We start from the raw sequence: 18,224 nt of genomic DNA, 5'->3' as shown, positions 1-18,224 counted from the left end.
AAATGGATGTAAAATCACAAGTAATTGAAATTATTGACGAATTGTTTATGGAAGATGTCTCAGACATGATGGATGAGGATCTCTTTGATGCCGGTGTTCTTGATAGCATGGGAACCGTTGAGTTGATTGTTGAATTGGAAAACCGCTTCGATATTCGGGTTCCAGTATCTGAATTTGGTCGTGATGACTGGAATACTGCCAACAAAATCGTAGAAGGTGTCATGGAGCTTCAGAATGCTTAAACGATTGTGGCTGATTCTGGGTCCAGTCTTTTGTGCCATGGCTCTTGTCGCTGCTCTTCTCTTTTTCTATCCGATTAACCACAAATATAATCTGACAGAGGAGAAAAAGGCCGCAGTGAGCTTGACGGCAGAAGGCTTTAAAAGTCGTGCCCGTAAGGAAGAAGCGCTCGGGGATCCCAACTATCGTTTTGTACCCTTCTTTGGTTCTAGTGAATGGTTGCGATTTGACATCGTCCACCCAGCTGTACTAGCAGAGAAGTATGATCGCTCTTACCGTCCATATTTTCTAGGTCAACGAGGGGCAGCGTCTTTGAACCAATATTTTGGGATGCAGCAAATTCTTCCTCAACTAGAAGGGAAAACGGCTGTTTATGTAGTATCGCCCCAGTGGTTTACGAAGGATGGCTATGACTCATCGGCCTTCCAGCAATACTTTAACAGTGATCAATTAACGAGCTTTTTGGCCAACCAAGAAGCTGGACCAGCAAGCCAGTATGCGGCATCTCGTCTCTTGCAACAGTACCCTAATGTTGCTATGCAGGGAGGAGTTCAGAAGCTAGCCAAAGGTCAAAATCTATCTAGTTTTGAAAAAGGTCTCAATCAGACCCTCATGCGCTTTGTTCGTCGGGAGGATGCCTTCTTTAGCACCTTTACGGCAATGAACAATAGCAACTATGAGAAGAAGGTTCTCTCTCGCTTGAATGATTTGCCAGATACATTTTCTTACGAAGCCTTGGAAGAGGTGGCGACGGCGGAAGCCAAAAAGAAAACCAATAATAATAAACTAGGCATTAGTAACAGCTTTTATACCCATCGCCTTGCTAGTAAGCTCAAGAAACTCAAAGGATTCCAAAAGAATGAATCCTATGAACAATCCCCAGAATACAATGATTTACAACTGGTCTTGGATCAGTTTGCTCAATCTAAAACCAATGTCATCTTTGTCATCCCCCCAGTGAATTCGAAATGGATGGCTTATACAGGCTTGAGTCAAGAAATGTATCAACGGACAGTTGAAAAAATCCGTTACCAACTAGAAAGTCAAGGCTTTACCCATATTGCTGATTTTTCTAAAGATGGTGATAAACCTTACTTTATGCAGGATACCATTCATATGGGCTGGAATGGATGGTTGGCCTTTGACAAGGCAGTTGATCCTTTTGTCTCCAACCCTCAACCGGCACCTGAATACAAGATTAACAATCGTTTCTTAAGTCAGGACTGGGCTAACTATAAAGGCCAGCCGGATCAATTTAAGTAAGATGCGAAGAGGTTGAGAATACCCCGTCTCAACCTTTTTTCCTATGGTTTTGAAGAAACTTATCCCCATATTCACAGACTTATCCACAGACTTGTGGATAAGTCTGTCTACTAGAAAGAAAGGAACTGGTAAACCATGAAAACAATGAAGAAAATAGCTGTTTATGCGATTCTTCAAGGGATCGTGATCTTTCTCATTACGGGCCTCATCACTCAATTCATCAGAGGAGACTTCTTTTTCCGAAACTTGGCTCCAATATTTGGAGTCTTGGCAGCTATCATGCGTTTTGGAACAGCTAGTCTGATGAAAATCTTGGCCCCAACGCTATACGATGAAGAGCCCAAACAAGAGAAAACTCCTACTGGGAAAGAAGCTGAATAAAAGAACTGTTTTTTCTGGAAAAATCTCTGGAAAAGCACTTATCTGACAGGCTTTATGGTAAAATAGAAGGAAGAATATTAGTTTGGAGAGTAAAAATACAATGAAACGTTCCATGTATGCTGGGCGTGTTCGCGAGGAACACATTGGACAAGAACTAACCCTCAAAGGTTGGGTGAGTCGACGCCGTGATTTGGGTGGCTTGATCTTTATTGATTTGCGGGACCGTGAAGGGATTATGCAATTGGTCATCAATCCAGAGACGGTCAGTTCGGAAGTCATGGCAACGGCCGAGAGCCTTCGTAGCGAGTATGTGATCGAAGTGACAGGTCAAGTTGCTGCTAGACAGCAAGCGAATGATAAAATTGCAACAGGTCAGGTTGAAATGCATGTTTCTTCATTGACTGTCCTTAATACGGCAAAAACCACACCATTTGAGATCAAGGATGGCATTGAAGCTAACGACGATACCCGTCTACGCTATCGATATTTGGACTTGCGTCGCCCAGAGATGTTGGAAAACTTGAAATTGCGTGCTAAAGTAACCCACTCTATTCGGAATTACTTGGATGAGTTGGAATTTATTGATGTGGAAACACCTTTCCTTTCTAAGTCAACTCCAGAAGGGGCGCGTGACTATCTCGTTCCATCTCGTGTCAACAAGGGGCACTTCTATGCCTTGCCTCAAAGCCCTCAAATCACGAAACAATTGTTGATGAATGCAGGCTTTGACCGCTATTATCAAATCGTCAAATGTTTCCGTGACGAAGATTTACGTGGAGACCGTCAACCTGAGTTTACACAGGTCGATTTAGAAACCTCCTTCTTGACAGAGCAAGAAATTCAAGACATTACCGAAGGTTTAATCGCGCGTGTCATGAAAGAAACCAAGGGAATTGAAGTCACCCTTCCTTTCCCGCGGATGAAGTACGATGATGCGATGGCTCTTTACGGTTCGGACAAACCAGATACTCGTTTTGAGATGCTCTTGACAGACTTGACAGAAGTTGTAAAGGGTGTAGACTTCAAGGTCTTCTCAGAAGCTCCAGCAGTGAAAGCCATTGTGGTCAAAGGAGCAGCAGACAACTACTCACGTAAAGATATCGATAAGATGACCGAAGTAGCCAAACAATATGGGGCCAAAGGTCTTGCATGGGTCAAGGTAGCTGATGGTGCTTTAAACGGCCCAGTTGCTAAGTTCTTGACAGACGTGACAACAGAGTTGACAAGTGCTTTACAGTTGGAAGAAAAAGATTTGGTCCTCTTTGTAGCGGATACACTAGAAGTAGCCAATGCAACCCTAGGTGCCCTTCGTTGCAGAATTGCCAAGGAATTAGACCTCATCGACAACAATCAATTCAACTTCCTTTGGGTGGTAGATTGGCCAATGTTTGAGTGGTCTGAAGAAGAAGGCCGTTACATGAGTGCCCACCATCCCTTTACACTTCCACAAGCAGATACAGCTCATGAATTAGAGGGCGATCTCGCTAAGGTACGTGCTATTGCCTATGACATTGTGCTCAATGGTTACGAACTTGGAGGAGGAAGTCTCCGGATCAACCAAAAAGAATTGCAAGAACGGATGTTTACGGCTCTCGGTTTCTCAAAAGAAGATGCGACAGAGCAATTTGGTTTCTTGCTAGAAGCTATGGATTATGGTTTCCCTCCACATGGTGGATTGGCTCTTGGTTTGGACCGTTTTGTCATGTTGTTAGCTGGTGAGGAGAATATCCGTGAAGTGATTGCCTTCCCTAAGAACAACAAGGCAACAGATCCAATGACCCAAGCCCCTTCTGCAGTATCTACCAAACAACTGGAAGAGTTGAGTCTACAAGTAGAAGTCAAAACTGAGGAGTAAGAATAAAAGCGGAAAATCCGCAGAAGTAGCTTCTGAGATTTTCCCTTTATTTATAAATTAAGAGATAGTCATGAAAAAAACTCGCTTAGGTAAAATCTTACGTTATTATGTGAGAAGAATTGCTTATAATTTTAAATTATTACGGGTCTTGAAAAGCATTTCCCGCGAAAAATATGATGAAAAGATTTCAGCCTCATTGGTCTATGGATTTTTATCTGCGATTGCTGTGAACTTCTTTTTCCAGCCGGGACGTGTCTATTCGAGTGGCGCGACAGGGTTAGCACAGATTGTTTCTGCTCTTAGTGATCGATTTTTGGGCTTTACCATTCCTGTTTCCTTGTCATTTTATGCCATCAATCTACCCTTAATGATCATCGCCTGGTATCAAATTGGCCATAAGTTTACCATTTTCACCTTTATAACGGTGTCCATGAGTTCCTTTTTTATCCAATTTGTTCCAGTAGTTACGCTCACCAATGACCCTATCATGAACGCCTTGTTTGGGGGTGTGGTTATGGGGACAGGGATTGGTTTTGCCCTTCGGAATAATATCTCCAGTGGGGGAACCGATATTGTCAGTTTGACCATTCGAAAGCGAACGGGCAAGAACGTCGGCAAAATTTCTCTCATCGTTAATGGGACCATCATGTTGATAGCAGGGATGACCTTTGGTTGGAAGTATGCCCTCTATTCGATGATTACTATTTTTGTTTCCAGTCGAGTGACAGATGCTGTCTTTACCAAGCAGAAGCGGATGCAAGCCATGATTGTCACTAGCCAACCGGATAAGATTATTGAGAAAATCCATAAACGATTGCACCGTGGTGCAACCATTATCCACAATGCCGAAGGGACCTATAATCATCAGGAAAAAGCCGTCTTACTCACGGTTATTACCCGAGCAGAGTTTAATGAGTTTAAATTTTTAATGAAAAAAGCAGACCCTCAAGCTTTTATAACCATTTCAGACAATGTTCATATTATTGGACGCTTTGTCGAAGTAGAAGATTAAAAAATTCCTGCAAGAACTTCTTGCAGGAATTTTTTTATGCTTGTTCTACCAAGATCCAACCATGGGCTGGAACGGAAAATTCTTCTTGAGAAAGTCCTTGCTCTCTCCCATACACATGAGGGTAGGCAATCGCTAATCTTGCAGATTGTTTGAGTCGATAGGTCCATTCTTGATCAGAAAGGTTGACCAAGATAAGCAACTTACGACCGTCTTTCTCGATGCTGTATGAGAAAGTCTCCTCTGAGATCCAAGTGACTTGGCAGTAATCCCGTATATCTTGGGCCTTGTCAAAACGAAGGAGCTCTTCCTCTTTTCGATAGGCAATCAATTCGCGCAGGAACTGAATATCTGTTTCATAAGCTGTAGAAGAAAGCCAGTCCAGTTGATTTAGAGCATCTGGAAGATTGTAAGTGTTCTCTTCTAACCCTTTGCTGCGATAGAATTCTTGACCAGCATGTAAGAAAGGAACTCCTTGAGCCAAGAGGACGAGATGCAAGCCAAGTCGAGCTTTAGCCTGACGCAGCTCCTCTGAAATGTTTGGATCTTCAACCTTGAGATAGTCAAAGAAGGTCGCATTGTCGTGGCATTCCACATAGTTAATTGCCTGTTGAGGACGCACAAAGTGGGGGATTCCTTTGAGTCCGATGTTACCAGTCAAAATATTGGCCAGATCATTGGCCTGATAGCGACTGTCTATACGTCCTTCGTTCAGGATGCTTCGTTTAATGGTATCACGGAAGTTGTCACTAAAGAAGCCATACGGACGAAGTTGACTGGCATTGTATTGATGGGCCAGGAGTTCAGGATCCAGTCCAGTATCCATCTTCCACCCTTCCCCATAAAGGTAAATGTTGGGGTAAATGGCTACTAATTCTTCTTGAATTTCCATCATGGTTTGGCGGTCAAGAATGCCCATCAGGTCAAAGCGGAAACCATCAAAGCCGTAGAGTTGAACCCACTGCTTGACCGACTGCTTGATGTAGTTGCGAACCATGGCTCTCTCGCTAGCTACATCGTTCCCACAGAAGGTTCCGTTGGTTCGTTGGCGATCCTGGTCATAGCGATAGAAATAGCCTGGGACAATCCGCTCAAAAGCAAATTCATCAGAGAGGTAAACATGGTTATAAACCACATCCATGATGAGGCTGAGATCTGCTTCGTGATAGGCATCAATCACCCGTTGCAACTCCAGGATCCGTTGGTAAGGATCATTTGGCTGGCTACTAAAACTTCCCTCAGGAACATTGTATTGCACAGGGTCATAGCCCCAATTATAACCAGCAGTAGGATTTGTTTCATCTACGCTTCCGAAATCATAGAGGGGCATGAGCTGGACATGAGTAATGCCTAGTGATTTCAAATAGTCAAAGCCAAAGGTCTGGTCTCCATGCTTAGGAGATTCTAAGAGGGCTGGGAAGGTACCAGGATATTTGAAACCAACTTCTTTTTGCATGGAGAAGTCCCGGACGCTCAATTCATAAATAATGGCCTGAGTCGGATCTAGTTGGGTTGTGGCTCTCTGGATAGGGCGCTCAATCTTGTGCCGGTCGATGACATAGCTAGCTCCTGAATTGGCTTCAGAAGAAAGAGCATAAGGATCATGGACGATATGGGTTACACCGTTGACTTGATGCTGGTAGTAATAAGAGGCTTTTTCCCAGTCTCCTTTGAGTTCTATACGCCATACACCTTTTTCTGTCCGCTCCATCGGGTAGACAGTTTGGTTGATCAAGAGCTGAACCTCTTGAGAAATGGGAGCCCAAAAGGCAAAGCAGGTTTTTTCTTTGGAGTAACGAGCTCCTAAATCCTCTCCATCATAAGCATATAGCTGATCAAAGATGGGTTGGCGGACGATGTCGCGATAGTTTATGAGGCAGGTTTCTCCCTTAGCGTTGGAGAGGGTATAGCTTTGACTCATGTCGATGGGAAGGGGGCTTCGAAGAGTTTTTTCTTCCTCTGTCGGCAGAAGTTCAATTGTTTTCGAACCAGACGTCAATGTAAAAGGAAGAGAGGCCATTACGCTCTCTCCTCCTTCCATGCGAATCAAGTCTTGGTCGTCTAAATAAGCTGCAAAGTTGGTGGTCATAGGTTCTCCTAAAGTTCAATAATCGAGTGTTCAATGAGCTGTCTGTAGCAAACAGTTTTGTTTTCCTTGTTGTCCTTAATAATTTGGAGCAAGGTTCTGACAGATTCGCGTCCCAATTCGACCGTATTGATATCAATATAGGCGTCAATTGGAATTCGTGGTTGAATAGAGTCGAAGGAAATAATTGGAAGATCGACTTGTTTGTCGCTCAGGTATCTCCGAACCCCTTCGGCAACCAAAATATCCGTCGTCATGAGTGCTTCCAGTTCTTCAAAAGGCAGGGTATCCATGATTTGGTAAGAATTTTCTTCCAGCAAGAAACCAAAGGAGAACTTGACCAATTCCTCACGGAGAGGGATCTGGTGACTGGCAAGAGCTTCTTGGTAGCCCTTGTAGCGGTCTTGAGAAACGGCCAATTCCTTATTTCCTCCAACAAAGGCGATGTGTTGGTATCCTTTCTTGATGAAATATTCGGTCGCATCAAAGGCGGCCTTAACATTGTCGTTATCGACTAAGGATACAAACGGTGAAGTTGCTTTTCCCAAAATCAAGAAAGGAAATTTATCTTGAATACAGAAGTCAACCAAAGGATCATTCAATTTGGAATAGAGGAAGATGAGTCCATCTACCCGCTTACCATAAATCATTTGTTTGAGTTGACCGAGGCGGTGGGTTTCATTAGCCCCTGTACAAATCTGAATGGCATAGCCATAATCAGAAGCAACCTGACTAATCCCACGGAGGACCGTAGGGAAGAAGGGGTTTTGGAAGAACACATCACTTTCATCAGGCAAGACAAGGGCAATGACCTGACTGGACTGGCTCACTAAGCTACGAGCATTGAGGTTTGGATGGTAATCTAGTTCTTTCATGGCAGAACGAACCCGTTCTTTAGTGGCTTCACTGATGGTAGATTTATTTTGAATCACTCGTGTAACGGTAGATGGTGCAACGCCAGCAAGTTTGGCGACATCTTTGATGGTGACACGCATAAAGGACCTCCCTAAGGTTTGTAATCTGGATCCCGGAAATGAGTCTTATAGAAAGCAAGTGCGAGGAACAAGACAAATAGGATATTTTGGATCAAGATGGTTGTCGTAAAGACTTGGTGGAATACTAAACTGATCAGGACGCTCGCGAGAATGGGCAATCCTAGACAGTTGAGGGTAAAATTGAAGCATTCTTTGAAGGTCTTGAGAGAGAAGAGACGTGACTTCCGTGTCAAGAAGAGGAAGAAGGAAGCTCCAAATACTAAAATGGCAAAATTCACAGCAGATAAGAAACCTGAGAAGAGGACGAGAAAGAGGCTAACAGCCAATCGATTGGTCTGGAACCAATCTTTGGAAATGGCCTTAGTGAGTTCCTTTTTGTCCTGGATGCTCTCTTGATTGATGGCTTGGTAAGGAATCGTAGCCAGTTCTTTCTTTTCTTTACTTACAATCAATTGATTTTTATCGAAATAAAGAGTTAATTTTTCTCCTAATTGAGTTCCTTCGTGATGGCCTAAGATAACATGACCAGCCTCATTTTTATGAACTCCAAAATGACTGTTATAGACTAGTTCTTGCTGATTTATCTGTATGTTTTCTTTTAAATCCTTCATAACGTCGTCTGTTAAGGGATCAAAGACATCACTAACGAAGGTGGTTAAGGGGTAGGTCTGTAGTTCTGCATTTTGAATGGCAACAGGAATGAGGGTCAAGGATAGAAGAAAGAGTGAGGTAAAGACCATTTGGAACCAATTAAGTTGTTTGCGGTTGGCAAATGCTTTTCTTACCTGAAAAAGGCTGGAAAAATAGTTAAATGGATAGGGCATGAAGAGACCTTTCTAATCTCCGGGATGGATTTCCCTTGTATGGAGAGCATAACAAGATTTTATCCTTAACCAAAGATGGGAGAGAAACTGGTAGCAAATCAATCAACTTGCTACCCTTGTCCCACTCCCATCCTTTCCTTAAAGATAAAATTAATGTGACTGGGAGAAAAGCACGAGAGGAGATCTTGTCCTTTTCATCATGGCTGGAAGGTTATAGAAAAGTTTATTTTATCCTTTATCCCCACCAGCTGTCAAGCCTGAAACAAAGTTCTTTTGAAGGAAGAAGAACAGAACACAGATTGGAACTGCAATCAGAATCGCACCTGCCGCAAAGAAGGCAATCTTTTGATTTTTTTGGTCGCTGATAAAGGTTTGAAGACCAACAGCTACCGTGTAATTGATTTCATCGCGAAGCAAGAATTTAGACAAGATGTAGTCTCCAAAAGGTCCCATGAAGGCCCAAAGAGCTTGTACCGCAATCATTGGGCGAACCAATGGAAGGACGATTTGCCAGAAGCGACGGAAGTGTCCAGCACCATCCAATTTTGCAGATTCATCAAGTGAAATTGGGACTGTATCGAAGTAACCCTTCATCAACCAAGCGTTCATTGGGATTCCTCCACCGACATAGAGGAAGATGAGGAACCAGCTGTGGTTCAAGGCATTCAACATCAAGGCCATAACGAAGAAGGCAGTCAAAGCAGCCATGGTAGGCACCATTTGGATAATCAAGAAGAAGACCAAACTTTGCTTACGAGCCAAGAAGTTGTAGCGGCTGTATGCATATCCTGCCAAGGTAATGATGGATGTTTGAGCGACCATGGTAATAATGGCGATGATCAAGGTGTTGAGATACCAGGTACCATATAAGGTGTCCGTAAAGAGTTTTTGGAAGTTATCAAAGCTGAGACTGCCACTGAAATCAAGCGTAAAGGCACTGACATTACCAGTTTTGAAGGCTGAAAGAACCGTGATCAACAAGGGATAGATGATGATGATGGAAAGGACAACCAAGTAGAGGTAAGTCAAGAAATGATTAAGGCGGCGTTTAAATTGAACTGAATTTTTCATTTTACACATCCTCCATATCAAATGCGTGCAGTTTCTTGAAGGCAATCATCGAGATCGAGATGACAATCAAAGAGATGATCAACGTAACCGCAGCAGCCATTGAGTATTGAGGTGATGAGTTCGTTGTCAATTTATAGATCCAAGAAATCAAGATATCTGTCGAACCAGCATTACCACCAACAGATCCAGGTCCACCATCGTTAAAGAGGTAGATAATGGAGAAGTTGTTAAAGTTGAAGGTGTATTGGCTGATGAGAGTTGGTGCCGCAACCGCCAAAATCATTGGGAAGGTAATGTTGCGGAATTTTTGCCAAGCGTTGGCCCCATCAATATAGGCTGCTTCGTAAAGGTCGTTTGGAATAGATTGCAAGATTCCGAGTGTCAAGACGTAAATGTAAGGGAAGCCGAGCCAACCTTGCATCATAATCAAAGCAATCTTCGTCCAGGTAGGATCAGTTTTCCAAGGAATGAGAACCCCATCCAAGAATGGGAAAATCTTCGCAAAGAGCGGAAGGACTTGCGCATTGATGGCCCCGATACTATCGTTGAACATGTTTGAGAATGTCAAGATCGTAATGAAGGCAGGAACCGCCCAAGGAAGAAGGAAGATAACACCGAAGATGCGTTTTCCTTTAATGAATGGTTGGTTGGCAATAATAGCCGTTAGGATACCAAGAACGATTTGAAGAGTAGAAGCTGCCAAGGCCCAGATCAAGGTCCAGCCCAATACAGATGTAAAGGCAGAACGGAAGGTACTCAAAGTCCACATGTTGGTGAAGTTTTGAAGTCCGATCCAATCAAGGAGCGTAAAGCGAGCTGTATGCTTAAAGTCGTAGTTGGTAAAGGCAATCATCAAGGTAACCAAAACAGGGAAGATGATTGCAAAGGTCATGGCAATATAAGAAGGGATGATCAAGAGATAGGGGAAGCCATTTTCATAGATAGCATTCACCATCTCTTTTAGGGTCTTCGGCACTCGAATCCCGTTATTAATCCGCTTAGCTACAGTACCAGCATCTTTGATATTCAAGGCGTAGAACATCAAATAAACGACGGTGATAATTAAGTGGAAGGCCCCACGAATCAAGATAAAAAGAGAATTATCTTTTCCACGGACAGTACCGAGGGTAACTAGTTTAGACAATTCCTCCAAACCAATACCGAAAAAGTAAGCGAGAAAGACAAGTGTTACACCGAGGAAGATGTACCCTTTTGCTTTCTGTTTGTTATAGATTTGTCCCAAGCCAGGAATGAGGGATAACCACATTGCCTTTTTTGGATTTTGTTGTGTTTCCATATCGACTCCTTATAAGTGAGCGACCAGAGGCCACATCACAGCGAAAGGCTGGGAAACACTCCCAGCCCCTTGGGAACTGTATTACTTGCCACCGAATTTTTGTTCGATAGTTTCTTTGATTAATTTAACAGCATCGTCAGCAGCATCTTTAGAAGATTTCTTACCACTTACAGCGTCGAAGAGCATAGTTGCAGCTGGATCCCAAACAGTACTCATTTCAGAGATGTTTGGCATTGGTTGTGCATTTTCAAACTGTTTAACAACGGCAGTTGTCAATTCATCGTTTTTACCAACAGCGTACTCACGAGCTTCTGTGTTAGCTGGCACTTCGTTTGTCTTATCGTAGAAAGCTTTTTGTTGATCAGTTGAAGTCAAGAAGTCTACAAATTTTTGAGCTGCTTCAGGGTGGTTAGCACCTGCAGGGATAACCCAAGCTTTACCACCACCGAAGGCAGAGTAAGCTTTTCCATTTGGAAGAGTAGGGATAGTTGCTACACCGTAGTTTACTTTTGCTTCTTTCAATGAAGATGCTTTCCATGGACCATCGATGATGGCAGCTGTCTTACCTTCTTGGAATTGAGTTTGGATGAAGTTTGCAGCACCTTTAGTGTCTTGCAATCCTTTAGGCCATTTAGCATACCAAGTTTTCGCGTATTCGATACCATCGATCGCACCTTGGTTGTTCAAACCAACATCTTTTGGATCTGTACCATCTTTACCGAAGACGTAGCCACCGTTACCTGAAAGAAGTCCATATGCATAGTAGAAGTTTGTCCAGTCAGCAAGGAAGGCAGTGTTTTTACCAGCTTCGCCAGCGAAGTCATACTTGCTGTCTTTTGCCAATTCTTCAAGTTCACCAAATGTTTTTGGAGCTTCTTGTATGAGGTCTTTGTTGTAGTAAAGAACCAATGTTTCGATAACTGCTGGTGCACCGTATACTTTACCACCGTTTGTTACAAGTGATTCAGTTGTTTTGTCGGTCTTGCTGTCTTTGTTCAATTTCACTTCAGCCAATTGACCGTCGTTACCAAGACCACCTACGCGGTCGTATGGTGCCATCATAACGTCTGGAGCTTTACCAGATTGGTTGTCAAGAGACAATTTGTCCAATCCACCAAGAGCGTCACCTGTCTTGATCGTTACTTTTGTTCCACTTTCTTTTTCAAAAGCTTTCGCAGCTTCTTCCATGTAAGCTTTGTAACCATTGTCAACGTAGACTGTCAACTCGTTTTCAGAAGCAGCAGAGTCGTCTTTTTTGCCTCCACAAGCTACCAAAAGAAGTGATGCGAATCCAACTGTACCAAGTACAGCAGCGCTTCGAAGAATTGTGCGTTTCATGATTTATTCCTCCTAAAGAATAAAAATAATATTATTAGTTGAAAACGTTTTAGACAAACGTTTTCCTTAACACGAATAGTATATCACAGGAAGAAAACGTTTGCAAGTTCTTTGTGCAAAAAAAATTAAAAATTTTTTATCTTCTATTAAATACACACAAATAGTTGACAAGAAAATAAGAAAAGGATAAACTAGGCGTGGGGTGAACCTGCAGAAAAAATCATAAAAGTTTAGGAAACCTCTTGCATAAACCACAAGAATACTTTATAATGGACACGTAACGCAAACGTTTTCCTTAAACGTTGCATAAAGATGATCTAGGGTCATTTATAAATAGGTTAAATTTTTTTCTATTTCTGACAATTGCACTCTTCCTAACCCTTCTAAAAGTCGGAATGAGAACTGGATTAGAGTAGAAAGTTGGTCTATTTTTCTTCGAAACAAAAAATATTAAACTAAAGGTGGTACCCTCAATGAAAAAACGCCAAAGTGGTGTCTTGATGCACATTTCATCCTTGCCTGGGAAGTATGGAATCGGTTCGTTTGGTCAAGCAGCTTACGATTTTGTCGATTTCCTTGTTCGGACTAAGCAACGGTATTGGCAAATTTTGCCTCTCGGAACAACCAGTTATGGAGATTCTCCTTATCAATCCTTCTCGGCTTTTGCAGGCAACACCCACTTTATTGACTTCGATCTCTTGATCGATCAAGGGCTCTTGGATGCATCCGATGTCGAAGGTGTTGATTTTGGTCAAGACCCAACAGAAGTAGACTATGCGAAGATCTTCGAACAACGTCGTCCTCTTCTAGAAAAAGCGGTTAAAGCTTTTATTGAAAACGGTGATTGGGATGACTTCAGCCGTTTTGCTGAAGAAAATGCAGCTTGGTTGGAATTGTTCGCAGAATACATGGCTATTAAAGAGCACTTTGAATTAAAAGCATGGACAGAATGGCCAGACGCTGCGATTCGTGCACGTCAACCGGAAGCCCTTGCATCCTACCGCGCTCAATTGGAAGATAAATTGACTTACCATCGAGTAACACAGTATTTCTTCTTCAAACAATGGTTGAAATTGAAAGCATACGCTAACGACAACCATATTGAGATCGTAGGTGATATGCCAATCTACGTAGCGGAAGATTCAAGCGATATGTGGGCAAATCCTCATCTCTTTAAAACAGATGAAAATGGAAAAGCAACCTGCATCGCAGGATGCCCACCAGATGAGTTCTCAGCAACTGGTCAGCTTTGGGGCAACCCAATCTATGACTGGGAAGCAATGGACAAAGATGGTTACAAATGGTGGATTGAACGCTTGCGTGAGAGCTTCAAGATCTACGACATCGTGCGGATCGACCACTTCCGTGGTTTTGAATCTTACTGGGAAATCCCAGCTGGTTCTGATACAGCAGCACCAGGTAAATGGGTCAAAGGTCCTGGCTACAAACTCTTTGCCGCTGTGAAAGAAGAACTTGGTGATTTGAACATCATCGCAGAAGACCTTGGCTTCATGACGGACGAAGTCATTGAGCTTCGTGAGCGCACAGGCTTCCCTGGCATGAAGATTCTTCAATTTGCCTTCAATCCTGACGATGAAAGTATCGACAGCCCTCACTTAGCGCCAAACAACTCTGTTATGTACACTGGAACACATGATAACAACACGGTTCTTGGATGGTACCGCAATGAAATTGACGATCCAACTCGTGAGTATCTTGCTCGTTACACCAATCGTAAAGAATACGAATCTGTTCCACATGCGATGCTTCGTACCGTCTTTGCTTCAGTCAGCTTTATGGCCATCGCTACCATGCAAGATTTGTTAGAGTTGGATGGCTCAGCTCGTATGAACTTCCCATCTACTCTTGGTGGCAACTGGGCATGGCGGATGACAGCGGATCAATTGACTCCTGCTGTTGAGCAAGAATTGCTTGATTTCACGACCATCTATCGTCGTATCAATGAAAATTTAGTAGAATTAAAGAAATAAGACATTATCAGGAGACACAAAAAATGTTACCATTAAAAGAATTTGTACAAAATCGTTACAATAAATCGATCGCAGAATGTAGTAACGAAGAGCTTTACCTTGCTCTTCTTAACTACAGCAAACTTGCTAGCAGCCAAAAACCAGTCAACACTGGTAAGAAAAAAGTTTACTATATCTCAGCTGAGTTCTTGATTGGTAAACTCTTGTCAAACAACTTGATTAACCTTGGTCTTTATGACGAAGTTAAGAAAGAACTTGCTGATGCAGGTAAAGAGTTGATCGAAATCGAAGAAGTAGAATTGGAACCATCACTTGGTAACGGTGGTTTGGGACGTTTGGCAGCCTGCTTTATCGACTCAATCGCTACACTTGGTTTGAATGGTGACGGTGTTGGTTTGAACTACCACTTTGGTCTTTTCCAACAAGTTCTTAAAAACAACCAACAAGAAACTATTCCTAACGCTTGGTTGACTGACCAAAACTGGTTGGTTCGTTCAAGCCGTAGCTACCAAGTACCATTTGCACACTTTACATTGACATCTACTCTTTACGATATCGATGTACCTGGTTACAAGACAGCTACTAAAAACCGTTTGCGTTTGTTTGACTTGGATTCAGTTGATTCTTCAATCATCAAAGACGGTATTAACTTTGACAAGACAGACATCGCTCGCAACTTGACTCTTTTCCTTTACCCAGATGATAGTGACCGTCAAGGTGAATTGCTCCGTATCTTCCAACAATACTTCATGGTTTCAAACGGTGCACAATTAATCATCGATGAAGCAATCGAAAAAGGAAGCAACTTGCACGACCTTGCTGACTACGCAGTTGTACAAATCAACGATACTCACCCATCAATGGTTATCCCTGAATTGATCCGTCTTTTGACTGAACGTGGTATCGAACTTGACGAAGCCATCTCTATCGTTCGTAGCATGACTGCCTACACAAACCACACAATCCTTGCTGAAGCCCTTGAAAAGTGGCCTCTTGAATTCTTGGAAGAAGTGGTTCCTCACTTGGTACCAATCATCAAAGAATTGGACCGCCGTGTTAAAGCAGAATACAAAGACCCAGCTGTTCAAATCATCGATGAGAGCGGACGTGTTCACATGGCTCACATGGATATCCACTACGGATACAGCGTAAACGGGGTTGCAGCTCTTCACACTGAAATCTTGAAGAACTCAGAGTTGAAAGCTTTCTACGACATCTACCCAGAAAAATTCAACAACAAAACAAACGGGATCACCTTCCGTCGTTGGCTCATGCATGCTAACCCAAGCTTGTCTCACTACTTGGATGAGATTCTTGGACGCGAATGGCACCATGAAGCTTCTAAATTGGAAGACCTTCTGTCATACGAAGATAAGGCTGCTGTCAAAGAAAAATTGGAAAACATCAAAGCCCACAACAAACGTAAATTGGCTCGTCACTTGAGAGAGCACCAAGGTGTGGAAATCAATACAAACTCTATCTTTGATATCCAAATCAAACGTCTTCACGAATACAAACGTCAACAAATGAACGCTTTGTATGTCATCCACAAATACTTGGACATCAAGGCTGGTAACATCCCTGCTCGTCCAATCACAGTATTCTTTGGTGGTAAAGCAGCTCCTGCCTACACTATCGCTCAAGACATCATCCACTTGATCCTTTGCTTGTCAGAAGTGATTGCAAACGACCCAGCAGTAGCTCCACACTTGCAAGTAGTGATGGTTGAAAACTACAACGTAACAGCCGCAAGCTTCTTGATCCCAGCATGTGATATCTCAGAACAAATCTCATTGGCTTCTAAAGAAGCTTCAGGTACTGGTAACATGAAATTCATGTTGAACGGAGCTTTGACGCTTGGTACTATGGACGGAGCTAACGTTGAAATCGCTGAGTTGGTTGGAGACGAAAACATCTATATCTTCGGTGAAGATTCAGAAACAGTTATCGACCTTTACGCGAAATCTGCATACAAATCAAGCGAATTCTACGCTCGTGAAGCGATCAAACCATTGGTTGACTTCATCGTCAGCGACGCTGTTCTTGCAGTTGGTAACCAAGAACGTTTGTCTCGCCTTCACAATGAGTTGATCAACAAAGACTGGTTCATGACCCTTCTCGACTTGGAAGACTACATCAAAGTCAAAGAGCAAATGCTTGCTGACTACGAAGACCGTGACGCATGGTTGGATAAAGTCATCGTCAACATTGCCAAAGCAGGATTCTTCTCATCTGACCGTACCATCGCTCAGTACAACGAAGATATCTGGCACTTGAACTAATTTGTTTTCGACATTCTAGAAGCAATATACTTAGAAAGAAGAGCTCCTTTTGAATCATATCCTGATTTAGAGGGAGCTTTTTTAGTACAGGAGCGCTTGGAAAATCTAAACTTGCGCTTCCCTAAGGTTCACGTTATAATAAATACTATGGATATTAGAAACGAGGAAATACAATGAAGAAAAATCCAATTTATATGTATGTCTTGCTAGCTCTATCAGCGATGGGAACTCTATTAACTGCTCAGTCCTTCTTTGGATTGGCTAAAGTGGAGCTCACAGATGAAATGGCAGCTTCTTTGAACTTAACCACTGCTCTTGAACGGGAAGAATACAAAGCCTTCCTTGAAAAATTAATCGTAGCCTTACGCGGACCAATTGCTTGGTTGTTGCTATCTCTTTTGATCGCGGGCTTGATTGCAGTTGCCTATTTCTTCCTGTCTAAAAAGGATATTGTCAAGGCGACCTATGCCTATATGGGACAGATTGGTGCCTTTGTCTTAATGAGCTTGCATAATTTCTTGTCTTATCGTTCTTCTATGTCTGTGATCACGTCAGACAAATTGCGGACCTTGTTGCAGGCTTCTAGCTTATATGCACTGGTCTTGAGTGTGGTTGTAGCCCTTGTTTACTTGGGAATCCTCCTCTACAAATTGAAAAATAGACCAGCTAGCGACCTTCAAGCTTAGATCATAGCATTTAAAAACTCCTCAAGTCTGGAACAAAGAAGAGGAGCTGGTCTGATTGGAGAAGAAAATGAAAGTATGTTTTGTCTATATCAGTTTAAGTGGCAATACTGAAAGTTTTGTTCGTCGCCTCAGTGATTATCTATGGGAGCAGTACCCTGACTTGGTCATTGAAAAAATCCATGTCAAAGATCTAGTCAAAGAAGGAAAGCCCTTCTTTGAAGTTGATACACCTTTTATCGCCTTTTTGCCGACCTACCTAGAAGGAGGAAATGGTGTTGATAATGGAGATGTGGAAATTTTAACGACCGATGTAGCAGACTTTATTGCCTACGGAGACAATGCCTCAAAATGTTTAGGAGTTGTAGGATCAGGAAATCGCAACTTCAACAATCAATATTGCCTAACGGCCAAGCAGTACAGCCAACGCTTTGGTTTCCCTATGCTAGCAGACTTTGAGATGCGAGGAATGCTAGGGGATATCAAAAAAGTAGCGGCCATTGTAGAAGATTTGTATCGTCTTTAAAACAAAAGAACCAAGCCTATGCTTGGTTCTTATTTGTTGCGGTTGAAGAGAGGGGTCATATTTTGTATGACTCCTCTTTTAGGGCTTATTTTAATTGATCTGTGATTTCTTTCGAAAGTAAGAGGCCGAGGCGATAGTCCTTATTGATGGCGTGGATGACATCGTTGATATTTTCCGTCGTTTGGATTTGTGCCTTGATGCTTGCTTTGAAGGTTTCATCTTTTAAGAGTTGTTCTTGTAAAATCTTTTGCAGTTTTTCTCTCTCGTATTTATTGATTAAAAAGAGAATAAGCAGACTAACTAAAATAAGAATATAAACAGTTTGATTCATAGGGTTCTCCAGAGGATAAGATAATGGATGAAGGGAAGCGATAATCCCTAAA

Annotated in this window: 16 protein-coding genes; 9 read left to right on the top strand and 7 right to left on the bottom strand. The window is 42.5% G+C overall.

Annotation, left to right across the window (positions count from 1 at the left end; all coding sequences use genetic code 11):
- Positions 1–2: 2 nt before the first annotated feature.
- The 5 genes from dltC to FJR71_RS06965 all read left to right on the top strand — a co-directional run bounded on the left by dltC (position 3) and on the right by FJR71_RS06965 (position 4,751).
- On the top strand, positions 3–242 hold the full coding sequence (gene dltC, locus FJR71_RS06985) for a D-alanine--poly(phosphoribitol) ligase subunit DltC (RefSeq protein ID WP_006595371.1): 240 nt from the start codon (positions 3–5) through the stop codon (positions 240–242).
- The gene (dltD, locus tag FJR71_RS06980) at positions 235–1,503 is read left to right on the top strand and encodes a D-alanyl-lipoteichoic acid biosynthesis protein DltD (protein WP_140814407.1); all 1,269 of its coding nucleotides are present in this window, start codon (positions 235–237) and stop codon (positions 1,501–1,503) included. The genes dltC and dltD overlap by 8 nt, the downstream gene beginning before the upstream one ends.
- Before the next feature lie 144 nt (positions 1,504–1,647).
- Positions 1,648–1,884: a hypothetical protein gene (locus FJR71_RS06975; protein ID WP_172605120.1), complete on the top strand. Its 237-nt coding sequence runs from the start codon at positions 1,648–1,650 to the stop codon at positions 1,882–1,884.
- Between the two features lie 100 nt (positions 1,885–1,984).
- Positions 1,985–3,739: an aspartate--tRNA ligase gene (gene aspS / locus FJR71_RS06970; protein WP_048690302.1), complete on the top strand. Its 1,755-nt coding sequence runs from the start codon at positions 1,985–1,987 to the stop codon at positions 3,737–3,739.
- Between the two features lie 70 nt (positions 3,740–3,809).
- Entirely contained in the window at positions 3,810–4,751 is a 942-nt protein-coding gene (locus tag FJR71_RS06965) for a YitT family protein (protein ID WP_048690300.1), read from the top strand.
- Between the two features lie 34 nt (positions 4,752–4,785).
- Here the strand turns inward: FJR71_RS06965 and pulA are convergent, their stop codons facing one another.
- The 6 genes from pulA to FJR71_RS06935 all read right to left on the bottom strand — a co-directional run bounded on the left by pulA (position 4,786) and on the right by FJR71_RS06935 (position 12,359).
- Positions 4,786–6,837: a type I pullulanase gene (gene pulA, locus FJR71_RS06960; RefSeq protein ID WP_140814405.1), complete on the bottom strand. Its 2,052-nt coding sequence runs from the start codon at positions 6,835–6,837 to the stop codon at positions 4,786–4,788.
- Positions 6,838–6,845: 8 nt separating this feature from the next.
- Positions 6,846–7,829, bottom strand: a complete 984-nt coding sequence (locus FJR71_RS06955) for a LacI family DNA-binding transcriptional regulator (RefSeq protein WP_140814404.1) — start codon at positions 7,827–7,829, stop codon at positions 6,846–6,848.
- Between the two features lie 11 nt (positions 7,830–7,840).
- The gene (locus tag FJR71_RS06950; protein WP_140814403.1) at positions 7,841–8,653 is read right to left on the bottom strand and encodes a DUF1189 domain-containing protein; all 813 of its coding nucleotides are present in this window, start codon (positions 8,651–8,653) and stop codon (positions 7,841–7,843) included.
- A gap of 228 nt (positions 8,654–8,881) precedes the next feature.
- Complete coding sequence (locus FJR71_RS06945) at positions 8,882–9,724, bottom strand: sugar ABC transporter permease (protein ID WP_006596980.1); 843 nt, start codon at positions 9,722–9,724, stop codon at positions 8,882–8,884.
- Position 9,725: 1 nt separating this feature from the next.
- Positions 9,726–11,021, bottom strand: a complete 1,296-nt coding sequence (locus FJR71_RS06940) for a sugar ABC transporter permease (protein ID WP_129822584.1) — start codon at positions 11,019–11,021, stop codon at positions 9,726–9,728.
- An 81-nt stretch (positions 11,022–11,102) separates the two neighbouring features.
- Positions 11,103–12,359, bottom strand: a complete 1,257-nt coding sequence (locus FJR71_RS06935; protein WP_140814402.1) for an extracellular solute-binding protein — start codon at positions 12,357–12,359, stop codon at positions 11,103–11,105.
- Between the two features lie 473 nt (positions 12,360–12,832).
- On the opposite strand from FJR71_RS06935, the gene malQ reads away from it, so the two are divergent.
- The 4 genes from malQ (at position 12,833) to nrdI (ending at position 17,841) form a co-directional block, all read left to right on the top strand.
- On the top strand, positions 12,833–14,350 hold the full coding sequence (malQ, locus tag FJR71_RS06930; protein ID WP_140814401.1) for a 4-alpha-glucanotransferase: 1,518 nt from the start codon (positions 12,833–12,835) through the stop codon (positions 14,348–14,350).
- Between the two features lie 23 nt (positions 14,351–14,373).
- Complete coding sequence (glgP, locus tag FJR71_RS06925) at positions 14,374–16,632, top strand: glycogen/starch/alpha-glucan family phosphorylase (RefSeq protein ID WP_140814400.1); 2,259 nt, start codon at positions 14,374–14,376, stop codon at positions 16,630–16,632.
- Positions 16,633–16,805: 173 nt separating this feature from the next.
- Positions 16,806–17,318 carry an ABC transporter permease gene (locus FJR71_RS06920; protein WP_140814399.1) on the top strand — a complete coding sequence of 171 codons (513 nt, stop codon included), beginning with the start codon at positions 16,806–16,808 and terminating at the stop codon, positions 17,316–17,318.
- Between the two features lie 55 nt (positions 17,319–17,373).
- A complete protein-coding gene (nrdI, locus tag FJR71_RS06915; RefSeq protein WP_140814398.1) occupies positions 17,374–17,841 on the top strand; it encodes a class Ib ribonucleoside-diphosphate reductase assembly flavoprotein NrdI in 468 nt (155 codons plus the stop codon).
- An 85-nt stretch (positions 17,842–17,926) separates the two neighbouring features.
- Here the strand turns inward: nrdI and FJR71_RS06910 are convergent, their stop codons facing one another.
- Positions 17,927–18,172 (bottom strand): MarR family transcriptional regulator, encoded by a 246-nt coding sequence (locus FJR71_RS06910; RefSeq protein WP_140814397.1) that lies wholly within the window; start codon positions 18,170–18,172, stop codon positions 17,927–17,929.
- Between the last annotated feature and the right edge of the window lie 52 nt (positions 18,173–18,224).

Source organism: Streptococcus xiaochunlingii (assembly GCF_006385805.1).
Lineage (GTDB): Bacteria > Bacillota > Bacilli > Lactobacillales > Streptococcaceae > Streptococcus > Streptococcus xiaochunlingii.
Note: the sequence above shows the minus strand (reverse complement) of the source record. Positions and strands in the feature narration are given on the sequence as shown.